This window comes from Chroococcidiopsis sp. TS-821 (assembly GCF_002939305.1).
Classification (GTDB): Bacteria; Cyanobacteriota; Cyanobacteriia; order Cyanobacteriales; family Chroococcidiopsidaceae; genus Chroogloeocystis.
This window is the reverse complement of the sequence record NZ_MVDI01000014.1, coordinates 1-23,432: the sequence shown is the minus strand read 5'-3', so window position 1 is coordinate 23,432 and position 23,432 is coordinate 1. Positions and strand designations below refer to the sequence as shown.

The following is a 23,432-nucleotide window of genomic DNA, read 5'->3' as shown; positions in this document are numbered from 1 at the left end:
ACCAAAATACTACTCTACGGTTGAATTTAATTTTTGGAGTATTTATAAAGTTTTGTCGGCGTAAAGTTACCATAATATCAAATAATTTAGCATCGTTAACTTTAGATTTAAGAGTCTAATAGAGTTCATTGGTTAATTTGCAAACCTCAACTCAGCTAATGTTATTTCTTAACAGTTATCAGAAGTTGATAGATTTGAAAAGTAGGGCGTGCGATCGCAAACGTAAAATACTCAAGTTTTAGTTAAAACTGAGCTAGATTGTATAGATAGACATAGGCTCCTTTTGTCTCATAAGCGTCAATTTGATGACCAAAAGTATCAAGATAAGCTGTTATCCTTTCTTTTTCTTGCGCCCAGCTACGCACATGAGAAAAGACAATCCAAACTCTTGACTTTCCACGTAGTTTATTTAGATCGCTAGTGTATCTTTGCCATTCGTTATCTGAGATTCCCTGCCCATCTTGCTTATCTAAATCATCAACACCTAAGATATAGTCATCTGACTGATAACCAAATTTACTGGCATAATACTTAAATTGAAATTCTGCACGTTGATATACATAGAGTGTGTCATTTTGTTTTTGGTGTTTTTTTATATAACTCATTATTGGTCTCATTTCTTGCTTTTCATAAGGTCTAATTGTTAAATATCCAGCAGTTCCTATTGGAGGAGTAAGCAGTAATATCAAAATAAGAACACTTATTTTCTCGGTTTTAAAAAAAGATATTTCTCTACTAAATGCTGCGCCTTCACTAATTAATAAAACGAAAAAGGGCGTTAAAAATAATACAAGTCTACCATCAAAAGGATAGATTTGTAAGTAAGCAGCACCAAAGGTGACAAGGATAGGAGATAGCAATACTAGTAAAATTCTTAGATCTGCTTTGATTAAGGATATACAACCTACAAAAAAAGTAATGATAGCAAGCCATAAAAAGATATCAGGAAAACCTAAAGGTTTGTGGAAAAACTCCCAAAAAGTTGTCAACAACCATGAAATATCAAGAAACGAGTTCGGAAAAGTCCCGCGACTTTCCCAAGAATTAAATAAGTCAGTTTGATTAGCTAAATCTTGAAGTGTAAGTTTATAGAAAATATTAAAACTAGCAAGCCAAAATAAGTAGATTCCTAAAAGCTTTAGACTTTTTGCTTTTTGCTTGTGTATTAAAGTCCAAATCAAGTTAGTAACCCCAATACCTGCTATCACAAATACTACCGAATGCGAAAACCAAACAAATATTGCCCCCAAAATTCCGTAAGTTATGATGTGTTTGCCGTTTAGCTTGCTTTGTGACAAGTCAATAAAAAGTAAACAAGCAAGTATTGCGATCGCCACATCGCTAGAATACTGCTTGACTTCTGTAGCATAGTAAACTATGATATGTAGGCTAGAAAAAAGTGCTAAGGCAATCCATACGGCAAAAGGTTGCAAGCAGCGTTGTGCTAATCGATAGAAAAGAAATAGCGCGATAATCGCTGATAAGAAAGGAAATAATCTTAACGAGTACTCGCTATCACCAAATAACTGGGTTGCTAATCTTTCTACGAAGAGAAAACCAACAGGTGCAGCTTGATCGTAATCTAGCGGTTCAAGTAACCCAGCGTAGGAACGATTCACAATATTAAGCGCAAGTGCTGCTTCATCATTCCATAACGAACGATTATACAAGTATTGCACTAAGCGTACTAAGATACCAAAGCTAATAATTGTCCAAGGTAATCTCTGTGGTGAAAATAATGCTTTATTGATAGATTTTATAAATTGATTATGTGTATGTAGTAGTTGCATAAAATAAGACTTATAAGCGGAGCGATTTTTTATTCACTTGCATAGTTTGAAGCGTTGTAAGATAGTGCCCTAGAAAAGGTAAGCCAGCGATTGCTGGTATGAAATAGCGAGAAGTACAGAGTAAACCTAAAGCTGCCGCTGTTGGTGCGCTGAAATAAGGTTGATAAAAAACAATGAGTGCTGCATCGCGAGTACCAATACCAGCAAAAGTTAATGGTAGTAACCCTGCTAGAATAGCTAAAGGAGATAATGCTAGATTCGTAAGAAAAGGTGTCCAAGCATTAAGCGCAAGAATAAAAAACCAAATTTGCAACAAATGCAGAAACCAAATAAAAATGGAAGTTGTACTTATCCGTAGTAAATGAATTTTATCACGCCAAAAATAATTATGCATTTGCCTCCAAGAGCTACGGAGACTTTCTAATTTTGAGTGTATTTTTTTAGGTATAATAAGTTTGAAGATATCAAAAAACAACTCTGTAAATTGACGCGAGGCAAGTAGTAGTATTCCCGTAATTAAACCTAGAGTAACACTTGCTGACATTAACCAGAATAGCCAATTGTTTTGCGAATAAAACATTAACCCAAATACACACCAAAGTAATAATGAAAGTAAATCGCAGGCTTTTTCAAAAATAACTAGCGATAGTGACAAAGAACCGCTCAAATGTCCTCGCTCTTTCATAAAATAAGCTTTAGCAATATCTCCCATTTTGGAAGGAAGAATCATGTTCAAGACACTTGCAGCTAAAATTAAACGATTTGCCTCAAAAAAACATAAACGCTTGCCTGTGGGTATAAGTTGTTGTAATCTCCACGCTGTTAACATTGTTAAAGGAATAACCATTCCTAAACTAATTATCATCCACCAAAGATTACTGTTTTGAAAAACTTGAATTAATCGAGGAAAGTCTATTTTCCAATAAATAATTCCTAAAATAGTAAAGCTGATAATAATAGAAAGCAGTCTTTTCATGTAGTTAAATAAAGTAAGTTCGTTAGCTTTTTCAGCTTATAGTTTGCTCATTCTTAGAAAGAACGCTCTAACTTTAGTGGTTCACCAGGAGCTAGTTTTCTTACTTCTTGTGTAAGGTTAAACCACGATCGCATTTGATTGCGCTGAAATGTGCGACTCATTACAACATATATAGAAGTTTGATCGCCGCCAATACCTGCATAAATAACATTGTGCCAAGATTGTGTATAAACTTCATCGGTAACGTACCAGTGCCCACTACTCCAGCGAAGTTTTCGCCTAAAGTAATAGGGAGCGTTTTGTTTGCCTGTAATTAATATTTTTTGCAAAATTTTACGAATTAAATTTGGGAAGAAACGTCCAACAGTAAGCATTACAGTACGTAAAACGAGTAAATTTGCTGGTGTCATTTGTTTTTGTTTTGCCCATCCCATTGCCCCAGCGATCGTAATTTCGTTTTCGCTAATATTAATTTCGTAAGTATCAACTAAATGCGCTACACAATTTTTCAGTTTATTTTTGACTTCAACTTGTAAGGAAACTTGAGTATCAGAAATAACTAATTGATTATTGCGAAATAGTTTGAAAACACCGCCTTTATTTAAAGCTAAATACAACGCTGTATCTTCGCGTCGATCGATCAAAATCTTTGCTTCCTTTAACCACAAACGTCCTTGAGGAGGTGTGGTAAGTGTAGGGCGCTGTGGCACAAAATCGCGCCATGCTAGTAAATAATTCCAAGTATGATGTCCAATGATATGATCGTCAGCGTAACAAGGTGCTAAGCCTTTAGCGAGTCCCTCAAGAAAGCGATCGCTAATCTGCAATGCTTCTGGCATCCAGCGCCCGATTAATTCAAATCCATGTGGAAAGAAGTTGTAAGTGTTACGACTTGCATATTCACCGCCATAGGAACCATCAGGATGCACAAAATGGGCTGCTAACTTGACGGCTTTGATCAGTGCTTCTTTGAGTTTGGTGTCGGGTTGAAGTTGATAAATTCGAGCCAAACAGGAAATCGTCATTGTGTTATAGCCAGGATCGCAGCCTTCGTATTCTTGAAACCAACCCTCAGAACTCTGCCAGGATAATACGAGTTCTAGCCGTTGGGCGATCGCCCTTTGCCATCGGGTTGTTTGCAATAAATGAGAAAGGAGCAATAAACACAATGTAATTAAGGCTTGATGGTTACTGAGTCGCCCGCTTTCTTGATGGCTGGCTAACCAATCTGCCCGTCGCGCGAAAAACTGTAAAATTGCTGAATTATTTAACTTGAAAAGTACATAGCTATCAATACAAGCAAGTAAAGAAAAAGCCGCCGCCCCACTCGCGCGTTCGTAAGGAAAGTAATCATCACACGAACCATCTTTGTGCGCGCTTTTTGCAGCGTAAATAATACCTGCTTCTACCCAATCGCGCAGCACTGGTTGTCGGTAAAAAGGATTATCAGGTACATCAGTGTCGTAGGCGAGAGCAAGTGGCAAAACAAATTCCTGCGCCATCCCGCTCGGAAAATCGATAATCTTGTAATGCCAAAAGTTACGATCAAAGCAGCCATAAGTAGGGCTATGCGGATTGCGATCTAGTAGTGTCAAAATTTTAGGAATGTTTGCTAAAGCACTACGGGCAAATAAATCGCGGTGTGTCATAATCGTAAAATTTAAAGTTCAAAATGAACATTACTTCCTTGTTTGACAGGTGAAACATCTTTGACAGTTCGCTTTGCTGCATCTGCGTCTACCCGCCGCATCCGTAATTGCACCTCTTCGATTAAGCGGCGATTTGCTGCCATTAAATCAGCAACTAACCCAAACATCCACAACTGAAAGCCAATTAGAATTAAAATTGCTGCCAGAATTAAACTTGGTACGCGCGTACGTGTAGTGGTTTCAAAAAAGAAGAAGAATAGCCAGCGAAATCCTAATAATACTCCAATACTAAATGGCAAGCTGCCTAGAAACATAAAAAAGCGTAGCGGTTTATAGATAATGAAAATACGCAAGATGGTAAAAAGCGATCGCACAACGTATCTAGGTGTACTTTTAACTAATCGCGACGGGCGCATCACAGGATTCGTGTGAATCGGTACAGATGCGATCGCAATTCCTTTTTGCCCCGCTTGAATAATTGTTTCTAACGTATAGGTATAGTTGTTGAAGACATTGAGTTGTAACGCGGCTTCACGACTAAACGCCCGAAACCCACTCGGCGCATCAGGTACTTTAGTGTTACTCGCGATTCTAACTACCCAGCTACCTAATTTTTGTAACAGTTTTTTCGACAGCGAAAATTGCTTAGTTTTCCAAATGGGTCTAGCACCAACAACAATTTCGGCTTGGTGTAATAAAATTGGTTGAATAAGCGTAGGAATATCTTCAGCAGAGTATTGATTATCTGCATCCGTGTTGACAATAATATCTGCTCCAGCTTTAAGACTGGCTTCCAACCCTGCCATAAAGGCTTTCGCTAAACCTTGATTAGTTGGAAAACGAACGATGCGATCGACGCCATAGGCTTTAGCAACTTCAATCGTGCGATCGCGACTGCCATCATCAATCACCAACCATTCGATACAATCAATTCCAGGGAGCGATCGCGGTAGTTCAGCTAGTGTCCTTCCTAAAGTATGTTCCTCGTTATAACAAGGAATTTGAATAATTAGTTTCATCATGGTCGATGGCGTGCAGCTTTCCTCGAGTAAAGGAGCATGAAGTACTGCACCTACTCGTAGAACTCGGATGGAGCTAAATTGTATAGCAAGCTCCACCTTATGAGTCCCAGAGTTAATAACTATTCAAAGAAATACTTCCTAAGTGAGTTTAAGAAATTGTACGCGTGATATCAGCGTCTACTAGCAGTGTCGCTGCGCCGGATGTGTAGCGATCGTACACAATACCATTAAGTGTAGTTGTACCACCCAACAACCATCCTTGTCCTGTAGAAGTTACCCGATCGCCTGCATTACCGTTGACGATCAGTTGATTTGTCGTATTTGATAAATCCAACAAATCTAAACGAGTCAGTTTTAAGCTGTTATTACCAGTACCCGTTAAGTCAATAATCTCGATACCTTGAATTCTGTCATTTGGTAAAGTTGTTAAGTCAACAAAAATACTACTACCCTCGACAGCTACAGTATCTGTACCACCACCACCATCAAGGCGTTTATCAATAGCTCCAAAGCTAAGAGTATCATTGCCTGCACCACCATAAAGCTCGTCAATACCCCTACCACCGATCAATCTATCATTACCTCGATCGCCAGTAAGGATATCGTCACCATCACCACCAATCAAAGTATCGTTACCTGCCAGTCCTTTGAGCGTGTCGTTACCCGCTTTACCATCAAGAATATTGTTAAGACTGTTACCAGTAAGCGTATTACTGACTCTGTTACCATTACCTACTATTGCATCGCCTGTCAAAATTAGGTTTTCAAAGTGTTCTGGCAGCGTGTAATCATAAGAAGCATAAACAGTATCTGTGCCTGCGTTTGCCGTTTCTGCAATACCTACTGTAATCTCAATTTCATACGTTCCGCCAAAAGGATCGTAGACTGTAACAATTTCTCTACCTACAAAATAGGTATCGTCCCCAGTACCTCCAGCATTACTACTCTGTAAGGCACCATAGAGTGTATCGTTACCACTACCACCATACGCAACGCAACCAACATCAGAGTATAAAACATCATCGCCACTACCCCCATATAAAGTGTCTTCATCTTCAGAGTAGAAGTAGCCATTGAACAATCGACTATAGCTAGCTGCGTAGAGAGTATCATTGCCATCACCGCCATATAGAATATCTTCTCCTACGTAGGGTAGGAAGTCATTACCACTACTGGTATTGATAATATCGTTGCCACCACCACCAATGAGAGTATTGTTATTAAAGTTACCTGTAATAGTATTATTCAGGTTATTACCTATTCCTGTTGTGGCGCGATTTCCGCGTAAAATTAAGTTTTCTACGTTTGCACTTAGTTGGTAGTTGGTATATGTAATAACGGTATCTATTCCTGCGTTGGCTGCTTCAATAATTTCGTCGTCAAATTGATCGCCTACGATATATGTATCGTTGCCATCACCACCATACAAAAAATCTGAAGCAGAATCACCTACGTAATAGTTATATTCCACGTATGTAGTACCAGCATTGAGCGTGTCATTGCCATCACCGCCATACAAAATATCGCTACCATCGTTTCCACTTAAACCGTCATTTCCAACTCCGCCATACATAATGTCATTGCCATCACCCCCACTCAAATTATCGTTGCCTATCCCGCCATCAAGTGTGTCGTTGCCAGGTGGTACAAAAATATTAGGGTTATCATTTGCTCCACCAAACAGATTATCGTTACCGTTACCTCCTGCTAAATAATCATTGCCTACTCCACCGTCAAGTGAATCATTCCCACCCAGTCCTAAAAGGCTATCATTGCCTGCAAACCCAAAGATGGAGTCTGCAAATTGAGTTCCAGTAAGAGTATCGTTACCTGATGTTCCATTAATAGTTGCCATAACTTTTCTGCTCTAAATCTTCAGTAGAAATACGGTTGAATTCTTACAAAAAACTTTTGCTATTTCCACTCATTTTTTTAGTAGAAATAGCGATCGCTGCTATTAAGTTAAGAAAATTAGTTCCTCAAAGCTGGTAATTTGAGATTAGTTTATTAGTGACACTTCAACTATAAAATTTGTATAAATAATAATGATAAATTGTGAGGTAAATTAAAGATTTAGCAAAGAAGAGGTGACATTTAAATTATTTGAGTGTATGCAACAGAAAAAGCTAAACATCCGCAGGATTGAGCCGCATCATTGCCCAAGTTGTATAAGTACCAATTGGACTCCAAAGCAGATATGGTACGAGTAATAGTGCTGCCCAACCAGAAATTGGTAATACAGTTAGCGTCAATAAAAGACCAATAATTGCACCAGTACCACCGATAATTGTTCCCACACGAAGGCTGCGCGTTCTAAACATGACTGGCGTGTACGCAACTGTCACTATTTCTAGTAATAAATAACACCCCATTAATAACCAAGTAAAACTCGTACCTGGATTAGCTTCCCAAACGATATATGCTGACCAAGCACCGCAAATAAAAATAATTGTCCAAATAATGGGAATTAATGGCTCAAATGTCAACCAGCCAGGACGACGCAAGCGTTTAAACCACTGGCGATCGCCTCTTGTAATCAAGTTAGCACCCAACGCCACGAGGAAAGCAACAGCCCCAATCACCATCCAAGACCTAATCATACGTTGCTACTTGCTCCTCTACGCTGCATCACTATTATCTAGCGATCGTGCCACCTAACGTACTGAAATGTTGATAAAGGCGATCGCTTAACGCCTTAAATCTTGACTGCCATATCATCAAAGTAGTAAGTCTGCGAGCAATCCATTATGCTAAAGTACAATCTGCTGCATTGTTTACCATCAGCCGAGGATCTGCCCGATTCTGACGATACACCTGTGGATAATGAACTGCAAGACTTAATTCCTGGTTTACTCAAAGCAACCTTGGCTTGGATATGGGCGAACCGGATGGATTGGTTTTTTGGTGTTGATATGGGGATTTACTACTGATGTTGGCATACAATCCCACCCCACCTTTTCATGCTGGTTCACCAGCAAATGCAGGAGAAGCTTTAGTTCAAAAGGTGCAAGTCTTTGGCAAGCAACTCATTGAAGCATCTTCTGTTGCAACTCAGCAAGCAGCTATGCAGTTAAATACGAGAACTTAGTTAATGTATCTCTTACATTGATTCACCTATGTAGGAAGTCTAATGCATTGTATCTATTGTGGGTAACTACTGATTTCACTGGGCGATCGCGCTATTCAATTTCCGTATTTTCATAGTGTCGCTTTTTAATTTGTATATGGCACTCTGAGGTATAGAAATACGCTTTATGGTGCGGTCAAATTACTATATTTTTTCAATGCAATCTTATATATTGTGTTATCAATCTATTCTTGAGCAAAAAATTAAATTTCTGATATCATACTGGAGTCGAAAATTTAATGATGCTATGCCTTGGAGGTTAGTTAGACAGCTAAGCTTTTCTGCATGGAAGCGAATAGCCGTATATTTGGCGCTAGACTACATTATTCTGCCTGCTGACCCGTTGCACAAATTGCTTCCAAACGGTGTATTTACAGATACATTATCTTCAGTTTTTACTATTATTTTAACTGTAGCAATTTACATTGTCCCTGAGTTGAGAGCCGTTGGCAAAAACAATATTCAAGGTTATTTGCATAATAATGAATTGGAAAGTGGGTGAGTGGTTCTCACCCGAATTAATTAGCTAAAGATACTACCAAAGAATTCAACAGCTTCTTTTAATGCAGTAATAAAAACATCAATTTCCTCACGCGTGTTGTAGAAAGATAAGCTGGCGCGTGCAGTAGACTGAATGCTGAGATGCCGATGTAGTGGTTGAGTGCAATGGTGTCCGGCTCGAATTGCCACACCAGCTTGGTCTAAAATTGTCGATAAATCGTGAGGATGAACATCACCCGCAGTAAATGCAGCGAGTGCCGCTCTACCTAAACCTGCTACTTTGGGTTTAGGACCGTAAGTGCGAATTTCAGGAATTTGTCCGAGTTGTTCCCACAAGTAAGCTGTTAATTCAGCTTCGTACGCATAGATGTTTTCCATACCAATCGCACTGAGGTAGTCTACTGCTGCACCAAGGGCGATCGCTTCGGCAATTGCGGGAGTTCCTGCCTCAAACTTATGTGGTAGATCTGCGTAAGTAGCGTGGTCTAAATAGACATCCGCAATCATTTCACCACCACCTAAAAACGGCGGCATTGAGCGGAGTAGCTCTAACTTTCCGTAAAGAAATCCAATACCTGTCGGCGCGCACATTTTATGTCCAGAAGCAACGAGCCAATCGCAGTCAATTTGCTGCACGTCGATGGGCATATGCGGGACACTTTGGCAAGCATCAATCAAGACTTTGGCACCGTGTTGGTGCGCGATCGCTGTAATTTCTTTGACTGGATTGATACAGCCTAGGGTATTGGAGACATGAACTGTCGCGACGAGTTTGGTTTTATCCGAAAGCAGCGATTTGAAGTGTTCTAAATCAAATTCTTCGTCGGGTGTAAGTTCAACAAATTTAAGTACTGCACCACTGCGTTGGGCGAGGAGTTGCCAAGGAATTAAATTGCTGTGGTGTTCCATGACAGAGAGAATAATTTCGTCTCCTGGCTGTAGGCTGCTTCCCCAACTATAGGCGACTAAGTTAATTGCTTCTGAGGCGTTGCGCGTGAAGACAATTTCTTGACGTGAAGCGGCGTTGACGAAAGCTGCGACTTTATCGCGGGCGGCTTCGTAAGCATCGGTAGCTTTGGCGCTGAGGGTATGTACGCCACGATGCACGTTGGAATTGTACTGCTCGTAGTAGTCGCGCAGTGTATTGAGGACAAGGAGTGGTTTTTGCGATGTCGCGGCGTTGTCTAGGTAAACTAGGGGCTTGCCGTTGACTTCTTGGTGGAGGATGGGGAAGTCGTTACGAACGCGATCGGCGAGGGTTTTTTCTCTAGTGAGTGTCATGGTCGGAGGGAAGTTGATGGAACCACAAAGGCACAAAGGGCACGAAGGTTTTTATTGGAGGTTGATAGTTTTTAGTAGGGTTTGTTGGAGGGAGGATACAGGAATTTGGTTAATGATTTCGGCGGCGAAGGCGTTAATTAGGAGGTTTCGGGCTTCGTTGGCGTTGAGTCCTCGGCTTTGCAGGTAGAAGACTTCTTCGTCATCGAGTTGGCTTACGGTTGCGCCATGGGCGCATTTGACGTTGTCGGCGGTGATTTCGAGTTGAGGTTTGGTATCGACTCTGGCTTTGGGAGAAAGGAGTAGGTTGCGGTTGAGTTGGGCGGCGTCGGTTTGTTGTGCAGGTTTGGGCACGAAGATTTTACCGTTGAAGACGGCGTGGGCGCGATCGCCGACGATGCATTTGTGTAGTTGGTGACTCGTACCGTAGGGATGATTGAGTGCGAGAGCGCTGTGCGTATCGGCGAGTTGATTTCCGGCAATTTTGGTTAGACCGTTGAGCGTAGTTTGAGTTTGTTCGCCTGTTTGGAAAATGTCTAAGTTATGGCGTGATAGTTTTGCCCCTAGATTAATTGCGTTGCAGGTGTAGCGGCTATCGCGGGCTTGGGCGATCGCCGTTTTACCAATATGAAATGCCTCTGGACTATCGCGCTCGATGCGTGTATGGTTAACTTGCGCGTTTTCTTCAACCCAGATTTCAGTGACGGCGTTGGTAAAGTAAATGGGTTCGCCAACTTCGGCTTCGCCTTCTTCCGCTTCTAGGTTTGTCATTTGATTGAAATAATCTTCAATTAGCGTGACGCTACTACCCGATTCGGCAACAACAAGGCAGCGTGGTTGAGTAATGATGGGCGTAACGCTCGCAGTCGAGACAAATAAAAGATGGATTGGTGTTTCTACAACGACATTTTTGGGTATCCAGACGACCGCAACATCCGCGATCGCCGCCGTATTAAGTGCGGTAAAAACTTCTTCTGTACCTGGAATTTGCGCTAAGTAGTTTTCTAGCCGCGAACGATTTGCTGGTGGTAGGCGATCGAGGTTACTCGCAATAACGCCATCGGGTAGCACAACGGCTGATAACTCAGGTGTATAAATACCGTTGACAAATACTAAGCGACTGCGACTAGCTTCTGGTAATAGCAGCGATTGCAGTGCAGCTAAATCAGGTACTGCTGACGGTGCTGCTTGAAACTGCACTTGCTTGAGCGGCGAAATGTCTGTAAATCGCCACTCTTCATCGCGAGTTGTCGGGAATTTCGACTGATGAACAATCGCTGTGGCGCGATCGCGGATTGCTTGTAACAAAGATTCTGATTCTTGGGCTGCGATCGCTTGTTGTTGAGATTGGTTTAATAAGTTAGTTAACTCTGTATCAACTGCCGACACAACGCCAACTTCGTTCCAGTTAGGAGTGACTTGAATACTCATCTTGCTCCCACCTCAGATACATTCTCTTCCAGCACCCAATCGTAGCCACGCGATTCTAATTCGAGTGCTAGTTCTTTACCACCACTTGTCACAATTTGACCATCTGCCATGACGTGTACAAAGTCTGGCACGATGTAGTTGAGTAACCGCTGATAGTGGGTAATTAACAGGATGGCATTATCGGCAGTTGCTAATTGATTGACTCCGTTTGCGACAATTTTAAGCGCGTCAATATCCAATCCTGAGTCAGTTTCGTCCAAAATTGCTAATTTTGGTTCAAGAAGAGCCATTTGTAGAATTTCATTCCGCTTTTTCTCGCCGCCTGAAAAACCTTCATTAACACTGCGGTCAAGAAAAGATGCATTCATTTTGACAATTTCCAACTTTTCCTGTACGACTTCATCAAAGTCAAAAGCATCTAATTCTTCTAACCCTTGTGCTTTACGGCGCGAGTTGTAAGCTACTCTTAGAAAATCCAAGTTCGTTACCCCAGGAATTTCTAAGGGGTACTGGAATGCCAGAAAAACACCACTTTGGGCGCGTTCTTCTGGTTCCATTTCTAACAAGTTTTGTCCCTGAAAAAACACCTCACCACCAGTTACTTCATACGCTGGGTGTCCTGCTAACACTTTGGAAAATGTGCTTTTTCCAGAACCATTAGGTCCCATAATGGCATGGATTTCACCTGCTTTAATCTCCAGGTTGACACCTTTGAGAATTGGGTTTCCGTCAACTTCTGCTGTCAAATTCCGCACCGACAGCACAATTTCACTGTTTTCTACAATCATGTTTTTTTCTTAGCGTCATTAATTTTAGCAGGATAGGCAAGATACCTATCCCCGCGTTAGCCTACACTACCTTCAAGCTTCAGACTCAACAAGCGATCTGCTTCTACTGCAAATTCCATTGGTAACTGATTGAAGACATCTTTACAGAAACCGCTAATCATCATCGAGACAGCATCTTCTGCAGAAATACCGCGTTGCGCGAAGTAGAATAGCTGTTCTTCCCCAATCTTGGAAGTAGAAGCTTCGTGTTCGACTTTGGCAGTGTTGTTTTGTACTTGAATGTAAGGGAACGTATTTGCGTGAGCATTATCTCCAATTAACATTGAGTCGCATTGCGAATAGTTTCTCGCGCCTTTTGCGTTTGGACTAACTTTCACCAAACCGCGATAGCTATTCGAGGAACGTCCTGCAGAAATTCCTTTAGAAACAATCGTGCTACGGGTATTTTTACCAACGTGTATCATCTTTGTTCCCGTATCAGCTTGCTGCATATTGTTAGTCAAAGCAACCGAATAAAACTCGCCTACTGAGTTATCGCCAACTAACACGCAGCTAGGATATTTCCAAGTAATTGCGGAACCAGTTTCGACTTGCGTCCAGGAAATTTTGGAGTTGACTCCTTGACACAAACCACGCTTGGTGACAAAGTTGTAGATTCCACCTTTACCATTCTCGTCTCCCGCGTACCAGTTTTGCACGGTAGAGTATTTGATTTCTGCGTTGTCCAAGGCAACTAGTTCGACGACTGCTGCGTGAAGTTGATTAGTGTCGTACATTGGCGCAGTACAGCCTTCGAGGTAAGAAACATAGCTACCTTCCTCAGCGACGATCAGTGTCCGTTCAAATTGTCCCGTGTCACCACTGTTGATGCGGAAGTAGGTCGATAATTCCATCGGACATTTCGTATTTTTGGGAACGTAGACAAAGGAACCATCGCTAAATACTGCACTATTTAAGGCTGCAAAGTAGTTATCTGCGACAGGAACAACGCTACCAAGATATTTTTGAACGAGTTCAGGGTACTCGCGTAGCGCTTCGGAGATCGAACAGAAGATCACGCCCTCTTTCGCTAGCTTTTCCTTGAATGTCGTAGCGACTGAAACGCTATCAAAGATAGCATCGACGGCTACGTTAGAAAGCCGCTTTTGTTCGGATAAAGGAATGCCTAGTTTCTCGAAAGTCTCTAATAGTGCAGGATCGACTTCCTCAATGCTATTGAGTTTGGGTTTCTTTTTCGGTGCGGAGTAGTAAATGATGTCTTGGTAGTCAATAGGAGGATACTTGACATTAGGCCAAGTCGGTTCGGTCATTTTCTGCCACTGACGAAAAGCTTTGAGACGAAACTCTAGCATGAACTCTGGCTCTTCTTTCTTAGCAGAGATCAGCCGAATGACATCTTCGTTCAGTCCACGCGGGATTGTATCTGCCTCAATATCAGTGACGAATCCATATTTGTAGGGCTGATTGACTAGGGTTTTGACAGTGGCACTCATGGGTAATGTTCTCTCGTGTGTTGCAATAGAATCTCTTTAAAGCTCGAAGACGGGGTAAGATTTACTTTTTAACGTTTTTAACTTAACTGCTGCTACAATGAAATCAACTAAAACAACAACTATGTTGTTTAATATATCTCCATTTTACGCTACATTAACAACAGGTATGTTGTCAAAGTAAATTTTTCACCTAAGAATTCTGGTAAGACGATGGCGATTACGCAGCAGCCTTCCACAAAGCAGGACATTCTGCATTATCTACTGAAACAGGGTCAGGCAACAGCCCAGGAACTTGCTACGCAGTTGGATGTCAGTCCCCAAGCAATTCGTCGTCATCTTAAAGATCTAGAAGCCGAAGCTCTCATCCGATACTCACCAGTACAGGCGGGAATGGGACGCCCGCAGCACATCTATCAACTTAGTTCCTTAGGACGCGATCGCCTGCGCCGCAATTCAACTGATGCAGACAGTTATGGTGATTTTGCTGTTTCGCTACTCGATACATTAGCGGAAACTGTAGGGCGCGAACAGATGAGTTCGATTTTACGCAAACAGTGGGAACGCAAAGCAATCGAATATCAAGATCGCTTAGGTCATGGTTCTCTAGAAGAACGCGTTGCCAAGTTAGTCGAATTTCGCAAAGCCGAGGGATACATGGCAGAATGGTATCCAGTTGACGCGGATAATGATACCACTCAACAAGGCGATCGCTTTATCGTCACCGAGCACAACTGTGCTATTTCCAATGTTGCAGAGTCCTTTCCTAGTGTGTGCAGTCACGAACTCGAAATGTTTGCCGCAGTTTTACCAGACTGTACAGTAGAGCGCACGCACTGGATCATTAATGGCGAACATCGTTGCGGTTACTTGGTACAGGCTAAAAAGCCAACGCGTGAATCCAAGTAATGCTCATGTTAGTCTAAAACTTTTTTACAATTGACTAAAACAATCTAAACGTTGACCTCTGCTACACAACTCACTGCTGAGGCTCGTAAGTAGACAAATTGAACTCTGACTCTGGCAATGAATGCACAACAGCCATCAACTCAATTTCTAACTTTGGAAGAATCAGCTAAGGTCGATGCAGCTTTACTATCTTCTTCAGAAAAATTTTTGACTAGATTAACCATTTCTTCTTGGAAGCTATTAAAGCATATTGCTCAAGATTACAACGTAGCCGTAGAAGACTTAACAACCCAGCAAATTATTGATTGGTTTGAAAAAGATGGCAAAGTGCGGCGAGAACAAGGCAATGAAGCTGCATACCTCAAGTGGTGAGCCTAAATATACAGCTTTAGCGTGCTGCCGTGCACTACTTTGTTTAATTAAAGTAAGTGGGTAAAAATAAATCCTAACTTAAGGGCTGGTAATTGGTAATTGGTCAAGCTCAGTAAATTTCTATGACTGCTTTCTCCATTACCAGTTGTCTGATAAATGTTGGGTGTGATGTTTGATTATGTCTACCTACTTAGCTCTCAAGAAAGTCGGAGGATCTCTATAATTTCCACAGCAGCTCCAAAGATTATTCCTTCCTATCAATAACAAAAGCCCGCAGCCCTGCTGCAGTAGCGCCGTGATAATCTTCTGTCCAACTATCACCAATGTGCCAAGCAAGTTCAGGATTGCATTGATGCTTCGCTAAAGCTGTTGCAAAAATCTCCTTAGCAGGTTTTGCTGCGCCTGCTTCGGTAGAAATCGTAATTGACGTAAAAAATTTTTCTAAACCAAGCTCTGCCAAAACTAAGTAGAGCCGAGAATCAAAATTTGAGATTACCCCCAACTCAATTCCTCGCTGTTGCCATTGCTCTAACGCAGGAAACACGTCAGGATACACGTACCAAGGCTCAGCAGTTGCGAAATACTGATACAACTCGGCAAAAAAAGCTGAAAAATCAGCAAACTGGTTAAGAACACCAACTTGCTGAAAAGTTTGCTGCGCAACGGCTTTCCACCAATGAAACTCGCAGCTTGCGATTTCATCAGGTTCCATATCTGGAAAGACTGGTGGGGGCGCTGCTTGAAAACTTTGCAGAAACGCTTGATTTAATGTTTTGGCTGAAACATAAATCCCGAATCTTTGTGCTACCTCGCCATAGGCTTGACCGACGCTACCTTTAACGCCGAAAAGCGTACCAACTGCATCAAGAAAAATGATTTTTGGTTTTTGCATCATTTGTTGTTCATTGTTAGCCTGCGGCGATCGCGCAATGTCAATATTTATTTACCTCTCATCATACTCTGCTCGTTGTTACCGTTGAAACTATTCAGCCAGTTCGGTCAATGGGCTAGTTATCCAATTTATTCCTACCTTAAGTTTGTGACCTAAAGTCGGCATGCGATAAAGGTAGGCTAACCGACGAGCGACATAAGCTAAAGGACCATCAAGCTGAATTCCCAAACCTGTAAACGTTGCGTTGTCAGTTCCTAGCGTCATCATTTCGCCTAAATGTTGATAGCGGAAGGGAAGTAAAGGACGTTGTGTTAAAGACGCCCAAACGTTCCAACCCACGTAGTCGGCTTGTTGAAATGCAGCTTGCGCGGTTGCAGGGACTTGTTGTCCTTCAGCATCGCGACAGTCAGCCAAGTCACCCAAAGCAAAGATTTCGGGATGGTCAATAACTTGTAAGGTAGATTTTGTTGTGACTTGACCGCGTTGATTTTGCTTGAGTGGAAGCGATCGCACCACAGGCGCTACGCGCGTTCCTACTGTCCAAATCGCGATATCGACTGGAATTGTATCCACTTGATTCTTGTATTCCAGGGCGATCGCTTGTGGTTCAACTTCTTGGACGCTTGTTTCTAAATCAATCCACACACCCCGCGCCTCTAGCGCTTTGCTCGCGGTGACGCGATTGTGTTCTGGCGATGTCCGCAAAATTTGATCTGTCATTTCAATTAAGCGAATGCGCGCGCGGCTTTGTAAACGATCTGCTAATTTGCACGCCAACTCAACACCGCAGTAACCTCCTCCGACGATTGCTATACGGATTTTATCGACAGGTGATTCTTCTAAAAGTCTGAGTCTGGCTTCCAAGCGGTACGCATCGTCAATTGTTCGGAATGGAAATGCATATGATGTTGCTCCAGGAACCATATCCAACGGGGTTTCACCGCCTAACGCTAAAACTAGGCGATCGTAAGGAATGTCCGCACCTGCTTGTAAACGAACGCGTTGGTCATCAATATTGATGTCTGTAACACTTCCTTGATAAAAGCGTACGCCTGTGCCTGCTAAAATTTCCGAGAATGGTGGCGCTATTTCCCACGTTTGTAGCTCGCCGGTGAGAAGTTCGTAAAGTAGCGGCGAGAACAAGAAGCGATCGCTTTGATCGACGAGTACAATTTCGGGTTTTTGCGAATTCCACGGCAGTTGTGACAATCTTAAGGCAGTGTAAAGACCACCAAAACCACCACCGAGGATACAAATTCGTGCAGGTTGCTGGGTCATAAGTCTAGTCAAGCATAAGCAGCAGGGCTTCTTTCAGGATAGCAAGCGAATTACCAAGTCACGCGATTGCTCAACTGAGTCGCTAACTTTTTGCCGATTCCTGATACGCGTTCTAAATCAGCGAGGGATGTGAAAGGTTGTTCCTGACGTGCAGCGATAATTCGTTGGGCGAGTTTTTCACCAATACCAGGTAGCGCCATTAATTCTTCTAGGCTAGCTGTGTTGAGATTAACTCGATCGTTAACCTTTGTATCAAAGTCAGCAGTATAATTCGCACATTGTTGCTGTTGTTCCTTAATTTTTCTTTGTACGCTAACTGGTACACCTAATTGTGCCGTTGTATAAAGTCGCTCAAATTCTTGGACGTAATGTGCAGCGACAATAGAATTTTGCAAAATTAACAATGTTTCATCATTTCGTGTATTTGCTGCGGCTGACCAATTATGTGACCCTGTAATGACAATTCGTTTGTCTACAACACCAAACTTGTGATGTAAGGAATCACCTTGCGGTAGTTGCGGCGTTCCGACAGTAGCGATCGCATTTTGCCAAGGACGATTATTTTTTTCGTACTGACAATTATCACTTAACGCTACTCCCATCATGTCTAGTGCTTCACTGTAAGTACGAAAAGCAAAACTCGGATCAATTAATGCTCGAATTTGAACACTTTGTTGGCGTGCAGTTTCTAAAATATTTGCCAACTGCTGTTCAGAAAAAACGAACAAAGCTAAATCTACAGAACTTTTGGCCGTACTAAGTGCTTGACCAATTAAACCATTAGTGCTGTATATCCAAGGAACAGTGGGTGAGGTTGGCGAAAACTGTACAGAAATATGTGTATTACCAACTTGAACGTGCTGCGGCGATCGCAAAGGTTTTTTTAAACCAAACTTACTATCAAATTCACCCCCAGGACCGTCACCCCACATTAAATTAAATTCTTCAGTAAATAGCTTGGCGAGTTCTGGGCTGTCAATTTTTAAGAGATTATTCGCATTACCAAGACTACTAGGAGAAGCAAAATCGCCATGGACATCACTTGTTGTGAAGTTCGCAGAAGTTACAATGACAGTTCGTCGATCGACAACAACAAATTTGTGATGCATCAAGCCACTACCTGCTGAACCATCTGCTGTATCGTCAATCCAAGGAACTCGTGCTTGATTGAGTATGACTAAAGCATCACCTCGGTTAATTTCATCAGGTGTGATTTTGCCATCTCGATTGCGATCTACCAACTCCTGAAATTCTTGGTAGCGATCGCGTTCGCGTTGCGTCAGTTTTGCAACTTCTGCGGCGCTAAAGCTACTCCACGGACGACTATAGTTATTTTCCAAAATTACTCTAACTTTTACCCCAACGTTATGGCGTTCTACTAAAGCTTGGGCAATTTTCGGTAAGCGTAATTCTTGAATTGCGACATCTACTGTAAATTGGGCAGCAACGATCGCTTCAATGATTTTTTCTTCTAAATTGTCGCCCTGTCGTTTTTGCTGACGATAAGGTTCTTGGTATTCTGCTGATTCGGTATGGTTAAAGTACACTCTAACGAAAGAATCTTGTGGTAGAGGTTTTGGTGTTTGTTGCGACTGTACTGAGCGACACGCGCTCAAAATCAGAGACAGTAAAAAAATTAACAGGTGATTGACAGTAACAGATCGTAGACGCACAAAAGAGTTGGAAAATCGCTACTGTATCGAGTTTTCCCAGTAAAGATGTGCGATCGCACAACCACTCAAGCGATATCCTGAAAGAAGCAACCTCAGCTAGCCGATCGCTGAACGATTGAGAGTTCGACATCATGCAAATCTACCTAGACTACAGTGCGACAACACCACCACGCCCTGAAGCGATCGCTGCCATGCAGGCAGTTTTTACACAACATTGGGGTAATCCCTCCAGTTTGCATGAGTGGGGCGGGCGTGCAGCAACGGTACTAGAACAAGCGCGAATGCAGGTTGCTAGCTTAATCAATGCACCAGCCGAATCAATTGTTTTTACGTCTGGGGGTACTGAAGCTGACAATCTAGCAATTATGGGAATTGCGCGCCAGTACTCGCAACCACAGCACATCATCATTTCGCAAGTAGAACATCCTGCGATCGCGGAACCAGTCAAGTTACTAGAACAATGGGGTTGGCAAGTTACTCGCTTACCAGTAGATGCGCAAGGAAGAGTCAACCCACTCGAATTGAAAGCAGCATTACGCAGCAATACCGTTTTAGTTTCAATTATCTACGGACAAAGCGAAGTAGGAACGTTACAACCTATCGAATCTCTCTGTAGAATTACGCGCTTACATGGTGCTGTATTTCACACTGATGCCGTGCAAGTTGCTGGAAGATTACCTATTGACGTACAACAACTTCCTATTGATTTACTGTCGCTTTCTAGTCATAAAATCTATGGACCTCAAGGCGCTGGAGCGCTTTATGTGCGTCCTGGTATCGAAATAGTACCATTGCTAGGTGGTGGCGGACAAGAGTCCCGCCGACGTTCTGGTACTGAAGCTGTACCAATCATTGCGGGATTTGGTGTAGCTGCAGAACTCGCGGCACAAGAAATAACAACAGAAACACCGCGTTTAATTCAACTACGCGATCGCCTTTTCGATTTACTCAGCAATACACCCTATTTAATTCCCACAGGCGATCGTACCTGTCGGCTTCCGCATCACGTGAGTTTTTGCCTCACACATACTGACGGCAACAATGTTACAGGTAAAACGATTGTCCGCCAACTCAATTTAGCAGGAATTGCCATTAGTTCCGGTTCTGCTTGTCATAGCGGTAAGCTTTCCCCAAGCCCAATCCTGTCCGCAATGGGTTATACCCCTCAGCAAGCACTAGGCGCAATTCGGATAACTTTAGGACGAGACACCACCGCAGCCGATATTGACTGGACAGCAATGGTACTTAAACAAGTTTTACATCGATTGATACCTGAGTTAACCTTTACGAGTTGCTCATAGTAGTTACTAGGTATTTGTGTTTGCTCTAACTGAAGCCGGAAGGCATCTCGTCACATCCTTTCAATGACCGATATACCAAGTAAAGATAAACCAAGTCGCAGCGTTCTCGCAGTTAGATTGCACATAAGTAAGCGAGATGTACGTATCGGTTCTGCTGCTTGTAAAACTGGACACTGGTCGTAAAACTGATTAAACTTCTGACTAAGTTCAAACAAATACTGACATAAGCGATTGGGCATTAAATCTTGCTCAACATCGCTGATAATTTCCCCAAGTTGCAATAAGTGCTTTGCTAGTGCAAACTCTGTTGGTTCGTGTAGGAAAATCTGTGCTTCTGAACCTAGTTGCTCAAAGTTTATTTGTCCCTTACGACTAATTCCTTGAATTCGCACATAGGCATACAGCATGTAAGGTGCAGTGTTACCTTGCAAAGCAAGCATCTTATCGTAGCTAAAGATGTAATTGCTCGTCCGATTTTGACTTAAGTCTGCGTATTTAACCGCACTAATACCAACGGTTTGAGCCACTTTAGCTTTAAATTCTTCAGTCTCGTTCCGACCTTCGGCTTGCAGTCGAGATTCTAAATCAGCACGCGATCGCGCGATCGCTTCATCAAGCAAATCTCGCAACCGAATAGTTTCTCCTGAGCGCGTTTTGAGTTTTTTTCCATCTTCCCCCAAAACCAAACCAAAGGGAACATGCACAACGTCTACATTCTCTGGAATCCAACCTGCCCGTCGTGCTACTTGAAACACCTGTGCAAAGTGACTTGCTTGTCCAGCGTCTGTAACATAAATTAACCTCTCGGCTCGGTCTTGGTTGATTCGATAACGTATTGCAGCAAGATCAGTCGTTGCATAGTTGTAACCGCCGTCCGATTTCTGCACAATCAGCGGTAGCGGTTCTCCTTCTTTGTTAGAAAAACCTTCTAAAAAAACGCATTTCGCTCCTGCATCTTCTACAAGTAAACCTTGACGATCTAAATCTTCTACAACGGCTGGTAGCAAAGGGTTATAAAAAGATTCTCCGCGCTCGATTAAATGAATGTCGAGTAGATCATAGATAACTTGAAATTCACGCCGTGACTGTTCGCACAGCAATTTCCACGCTTTTTGAGTATCTGCTACTCCGGCTTGCAGTTTGACAACTTCTTGTCGTGCTGTTTCTCTGAATGTCTCGTCTTCGTCAAACCTTTGTTTTGCTTTGCGGTAAAAAGTTACTAAATCTCCAAGTTCCAATGCATTAGCTGTCGTCAACGCATCAGGATACGCCTCGCGCAAGTAAGCAATCAACATTCCAAACTGCGTACCCCAATCACCAACATGATTTAATCGCAGAACATCGTGACCGCGAAATTCTAAAATTCGCGCAATACAATCTCCAATAATCGTGGAACGCAGATGTCCTACGTGCATTTCTTTGGCAATGTTCGGGCTAGAAAAGTCAACAACTACCCGTTTAGGAGTTTTGGCTAATGCAACTCCTAACCTAGAATCTGTCTGAATCGAACTCAGTTGTGTTTCTAGATATTCGGTTTTCAACAATAAGTTGATAAAGCCAGGACCAGCGACACTTGGTGGTTCGCAAATATCAGCTACATCCAAGTTATTTACGATCTGCTCGGCGATCGCGCGTGCTGGTTGTTTCAGTTGCTTACTCAGCGACAAAGCAACATTTGATTGATAATCGCCAAACTTAGGATTACTGGCAGGTACAAGTATCGGATCTACCTCAGCATAATCATTGCCGAAAGCAGCAATCAAGGCTTGTGAAAATCTGTCTTTTAGTTGATCCAGTGTCGCTATCATAAGGTTAAGGGTTGAAACGAAGAGATACCAAAGCGCAGTCAAGAAGTTATATACTACAACCCTAACCTTTTATTCTCATACTTATATCGAGCCACGAAGATTGAGTCACTGGCGCACTTGTAGAAACATAATCAACTCCAGTAGCTGCGACTTGATAAATTGTGTCTAGTGTAATGTTACCGGAAGCTTCGATTTTAACTCGACTATCGTACTGACGAATTACCGCAACTGCCTGATGCATCATTTCCACAGGCATATTGTCAAGCATAATGATGTCGGCTTGGTGCTGCAAAGCTTCTTGCACTTGTTCTATCGTTTCTGTTTCAACTTCTATTGTTAAGGGATAAGGACTTTGAGCGCGAATGCGAGCGATCGCGTTTCCAATTCCTCCTGCAGCAACAATATGGTTGTCTTTAATCACGATCGCGTCATCCAAGCCCATACGATGATTTTTCGCTCCACCTACTTGTGTTGCATACTTCTCGAGCAACCTCAAACCAGGTGTTGTTTTGCGCGTATCGACTAATTGAGTAGGAAGTTCAGCTAACTTCTCTACATACTTCCGCGTCAAAGTCGCAATTCCACTCAAGTGCATAGCTAAGTTTAGAGCTACTCGTTCTCCTGTTAGCATTGCCTCTAGCGGACCTTCTATTTGCGCGATCGCTTGTCCTGGCTGGCACAATTGTCCTTCGTCAATTTTAGTTATAAAACTCGTTTTTTCGGACAAAAGCTGAAACACTCTGGCTGCGACTGGTAATCCGGCAACAATTCCAGCGGCTTTTGCTATCCACTGTGCGCTTGCCCGAGAATTTCCGGCTGATAGTAAACCTTGTGTTGTGCGATCTCCTCGCCCAATATCCTCGCTTAACCAACTCCGAAGCATGGGGTCAAGAATTAATAATGGTGGTAGTACAGCAATATTTTTCACAGTTGATTGTTCCTTTTCTGATTTTTTGGCAGTCCATCTATTCTAGAATCATTATCTAGTAAGCTTTTCAAGATTTTTTCAATTTTTCTTCTCAACCGGTTGACAATATTGATTTAGGTTAGATATATTAGTAAAGCGCCGGTGAGGGAGGCAAGCGACAAGGCTTCCAGCGCGGCGACCGAACCAAGAAAAGAAGATAGTTTGAAAGCCAAAGAAAGC

20 protein-coding genes and 1 pseudogene are annotated in these 23,432 nt (G+C 42.4%); 5 read left to right on the top strand and 16 right to left on the bottom strand.

What is annotated here, in order from left to right; translation table 11 throughout:
- Positions 1-242: 242 nt before the first annotated feature.
- The 6 genes from B1A85_RS21770 to B1A85_RS21745 all read right to left on the bottom strand — a co-directional run bounded on the left by B1A85_RS21770 (position 243) and on the right by B1A85_RS21745 (position 8,037).
- Positions 243-1,790, bottom strand: coding sequence for a glycosyltransferase family 39 protein (locus B1A85_RS21770; protein ID WP_104548820.1), 1,548 nt, complete (start codon positions 1,788-1,790; stop codon positions 243-245).
- A gap of 10 nt (positions 1,791-1,800) precedes the next feature.
- Complete coding sequence (locus tag B1A85_RS21765; protein WP_104548819.1) at positions 1,801-2,766, bottom strand: lysylphosphatidylglycerol synthase transmembrane domain-containing protein; 966 nt, start codon at positions 2,764-2,766, stop codon at positions 1,801-1,803.
- A 53-nt stretch (positions 2,767-2,819) separates the two neighbouring features.
- Entirely contained in the window at positions 2,820-4,415 is a 1,596-nt protein-coding gene (locus tag B1A85_RS21760; protein WP_104548818.1) for a hypothetical protein, read from the bottom strand.
- Positions 4,416-4,426: 11 nt separating this feature from the next.
- A complete protein-coding gene (locus tag B1A85_RS21755; protein ID WP_104548817.1) occupies positions 4,427-5,437 on the bottom strand; it encodes a glycosyltransferase family 2 protein in 1,011 nt (336 codons plus the stop codon).
- Positions 5,438-5,585: 148 nt separating this feature from the next.
- Complete coding sequence (locus B1A85_RS21750; protein WP_104548816.1) at positions 5,586-7,292, bottom strand: calcium-binding protein; 1,707 nt, start codon at positions 7,290-7,292, stop codon at positions 5,586-5,588.
- Between the two features lie 271 nt (positions 7,293-7,563).
- Positions 7,564-8,037 carry a TspO/MBR family protein gene (locus B1A85_RS21745; protein ID WP_104548815.1) on the bottom strand — a complete coding sequence of 158 codons (474 nt, stop codon included), beginning with the start codon at positions 8,035-8,037 and terminating at the stop codon, positions 7,564-7,566.
- Between the two features lie 147 nt (positions 8,038-8,184).
- On the opposite strand from B1A85_RS21745, the pseudogene B1A85_RS21740 reads away from it, so the two are divergent.
- Positions 8,185-8,364, top strand: a pseudogene (locus B1A85_RS21740) (Uma2 family endonuclease); the annotation flags it as partial.
- 2 nt (positions 8,365-8,366) lie between these two features.
- A complete protein-coding gene (locus tag B1A85_RS21735) occupies positions 8,367-8,525 on the top strand; it encodes a hypothetical protein (RefSeq protein ID WP_210404666.1) in 159 nt (52 codons plus the stop codon).
- A gap of 561 nt (positions 8,526-9,086) precedes the next feature.
- Here the strand turns inward: B1A85_RS21735 and B1A85_RS21725 are convergent.
- Genes B1A85_RS21725 through sufB form a run of 4 tightly spaced genes read right to left on the bottom strand, consistent with a single transcriptional unit; the run spans position 9,087 to position 14,055 of the window.
- A complete protein-coding gene (locus B1A85_RS21725; RefSeq protein WP_104548813.1) occupies positions 9,087-10,346 on the bottom strand; it encodes a SufS family cysteine desulfurase in 1,260 nt (419 codons plus the stop codon).
- 51 nt (positions 10,347-10,397) lie between these two features.
- Entirely contained in the window at positions 10,398-11,774 is a 1,377-nt protein-coding gene (gene sufD / locus B1A85_RS21720) for a Fe-S cluster assembly protein SufD (RefSeq protein ID WP_104548812.1), read from the bottom strand.
- Positions 11,771-12,562, bottom strand: a complete 792-nt coding sequence (gene sufC, locus B1A85_RS21715; RefSeq protein WP_104548811.1) for a Fe-S cluster assembly ATPase SufC — start codon at positions 12,560-12,562, stop codon at positions 11,771-11,773. The genes sufD and sufC overlap by 4 nt, the downstream gene beginning before the upstream one ends.
- Positions 12,563-12,618: 56 nt before the next feature.
- Entirely contained in the window at positions 12,619-14,055 is a 1,437-nt protein-coding gene (gene sufB, locus B1A85_RS21710) for a Fe-S cluster assembly protein SufB (RefSeq protein ID WP_104548810.1), read from the bottom strand.
- Positions 14,056-14,265: 210 nt separating this feature from the next.
- Between sufB and sufR the strand changes: the two genes are divergently transcribed.
- Positions 14,266-14,961, top strand: coding sequence for an iron-sulfur cluster biosynthesis transcriptional regulator SufR (gene sufR / locus B1A85_RS21705; RefSeq protein ID WP_104548809.1), 696 nt, complete (start codon positions 14,266-14,268; stop codon positions 14,959-14,961).
- A gap of 117 nt (positions 14,962-15,078) precedes the next feature.
- Complete coding sequence (locus B1A85_RS21700; RefSeq protein WP_210404665.1) at positions 15,079-15,333, top strand: hypothetical protein; 255 nt, start codon at positions 15,079-15,081, stop codon at positions 15,331-15,333.
- A 244-nt stretch (positions 15,334-15,577) separates the two neighbouring features.
- On the opposite strand, the gene B1A85_RS21695 is transcribed toward B1A85_RS21700, so the two are convergent.
- From B1A85_RS21695 to B1A85_RS24970, 4 genes are all read right to left on the bottom strand, one after another.
- Entirely contained in the window at positions 15,578-16,225 is a 648-nt protein-coding gene (locus B1A85_RS21695) for an HAD-IA family hydrolase (RefSeq protein WP_104548807.1), read from the bottom strand.
- A gap of 90 nt (positions 16,226-16,315) precedes the next feature.
- Positions 16,316-17,503, bottom strand: a complete 1,188-nt coding sequence (locus B1A85_RS21690; protein WP_104548806.1) for an NAD(P)/FAD-dependent oxidoreductase — start codon at positions 17,501-17,503, stop codon at positions 16,316-16,318.
- A gap of 50 nt (positions 17,504-17,553) precedes the next feature.
- Entirely contained in the window at positions 17,554-19,146 is a 1,593-nt protein-coding gene (locus B1A85_RS21685) for a DUF655 domain-containing protein (protein WP_371681704.1), read from the bottom strand.
- Entirely contained in the window at positions 19,052-19,309 is a 258-nt protein-coding gene (locus B1A85_RS24970) for a hypothetical protein (RefSeq protein WP_210404662.1), read from the bottom strand. Before B1A85_RS24970 ends, B1A85_RS21685 begins: the two co-directional genes overlap by 95 nt.
- Between B1A85_RS24970 and B1A85_RS21680 the strand changes: the two genes are divergently transcribed.
- On the top strand, positions 19,308-20,477 hold the full coding sequence (locus B1A85_RS21680; RefSeq protein ID WP_104548804.1) for a cysteine desulfurase family protein: 1,170 nt from the start codon (positions 19,308-19,310) through the stop codon (positions 20,475-20,477). The genes B1A85_RS24970 and B1A85_RS21680 overlap by 2 nt on opposite strands.
- A 50-nt stretch (positions 20,478-20,527) precedes the next feature.
- Here B1A85_RS21680 and argS read toward each other — a convergent pair whose 3' ends face one another.
- Both argS and nadC read right to left on the bottom strand, forming a co-directional pair.
- Positions 20,528-22,285, bottom strand: a complete 1,758-nt coding sequence (gene argS / locus B1A85_RS21675) for an arginine--tRNA ligase (protein WP_104548803.1) — start codon at positions 22,283-22,285, stop codon at positions 20,528-20,530.
- A gap of 61 nt (positions 22,286-22,346) precedes the next feature.
- Positions 22,347-23,168, bottom strand: a complete 822-nt coding sequence (gene nadC, locus B1A85_RS21670) for a carboxylating nicotinate-nucleotide diphosphorylase (protein ID WP_371681703.1) — start codon at positions 23,166-23,168, stop codon at positions 22,347-22,349.
- Positions 23,169-23,432: the final 264 nt, after the last annotated feature.

What these genes read in the sequence shown, in the direction of transcription:
- sufD (WP_104548812.1), bottom strand. Translation starts at nt 11,774, where the DNA reads ATGAGTATTCAAGTCACTCCTAACTGGAACGAAGTTGGCGTTGTGTCG.
- B1A85_RS21770 (WP_104548820.1), bottom strand. Translation starts at nt 1,790, where the DNA reads ATGCAACTACTACATACACATAATCAATTTATAAAATCTATCAATAAA.
- B1A85_RS21735 (WP_210404666.1), top strand. Translation starts at nt 8,367, where the DNA reads ATGTTGGCATACAATCCCACCCCACCTTTTCATGCTGGTTCACCAGCA.
- argS (WP_104548803.1), bottom strand. Translation starts at nt 22,285, where the DNA reads ATGATAGCGACACTGGATCAACTAAAAGACAGATTTTCACAAGCCTTG.
- B1A85_RS21725 (WP_104548813.1), bottom strand. Translation starts at nt 10,346, where the DNA reads ATGACACTCACTAGAGAAAAAACCCTCGCCGATCGCGTTCGTAACGAC.
- B1A85_RS21745 (WP_104548815.1), bottom strand. Translation starts at nt 8,037, where the DNA reads ATGATTAGGTCTTGGATGGTGATTGGGGCTGTTGCTTTCCTCGTGGCG.
- B1A85_RS21700 (WP_210404665.1), top strand. Translation starts at nt 15,079, where the DNA reads ATGAATGCACAACAGCCATCAACTCAATTTCTAACTTTGGAAGAATCA.
- B1A85_RS21695 (WP_104548807.1), bottom strand. Translation starts at nt 16,225, where the DNA reads ATGCAAAAACCAAAAATCATTTTTCTTGATGCAGTTGGTACGCTTTTC.
- B1A85_RS21680 (WP_104548804.1), top strand. Translation starts at nt 19,308, where the DNA reads ATGCAAATCTACCTAGACTACAGTGCGACAACACCACCACGCCCTGAA.
- B1A85_RS21755 (WP_104548817.1), bottom strand. Translation starts at nt 5,437, where the DNA reads ATGATGAAACTAATTATTCAAATTCCTTGTTATAACGAGGAACATACT.
- B1A85_RS21690 (WP_104548806.1), bottom strand. Translation starts at nt 17,503, where the DNA reads ATGACCCAGCAACCTGCACGAATTTGTATCCTCGGTGGTGGTTTTGGT.
- B1A85_RS24970 (WP_210404662.1), bottom strand. Translation starts at nt 19,309, where the DNA reads ATGATGTCGAACTCTCAATCGTTCAGCGATCGGCTAGCTGAGGTTGCT.
- sufR (WP_104548809.1), top strand. Translation starts at nt 14,266, where the DNA reads ATGGCGATTACGCAGCAGCCTTCCACAAAGCAGGACATTCTGCATTAT.
- sufB (WP_104548810.1), bottom strand. Translation starts at nt 14,055, where the DNA reads ATGAGTGCCACTGTCAAAACCCTAGTCAATCAGCCCTACAAATATGGA.
- nadC (WP_371681703.1), bottom strand. Translation starts at nt 23,168, where the DNA reads ATGCTTCGGAGTTGGTTAAGCGAGGATATTGGGCGAGGAGATCGCACA.
- B1A85_RS21750 (WP_104548816.1), bottom strand. Translation starts at nt 7,292, where the DNA reads ATGGCAACTATTAATGGAACATCAGGTAACGATACTCTTACTGGAACT.
- sufC (WP_104548811.1), bottom strand. Translation starts at nt 12,562, where the DNA reads ATGATTGTAGAAAACAGTGAAATTGTGCTGTCGGTGCGGAATTTGACA.
- B1A85_RS21760 (WP_104548818.1), bottom strand. Translation starts at nt 4,415, where the DNA reads ATGACACACCGCGATTTATTTGCCCGTAGTGCTTTAGCAAACATTCCT.
- B1A85_RS21765 (WP_104548819.1), bottom strand. Translation starts at nt 2,766, where the DNA reads ATGAAAAGACTGCTTTCTATTATTATCAGCTTTACTATTTTAGGAATT.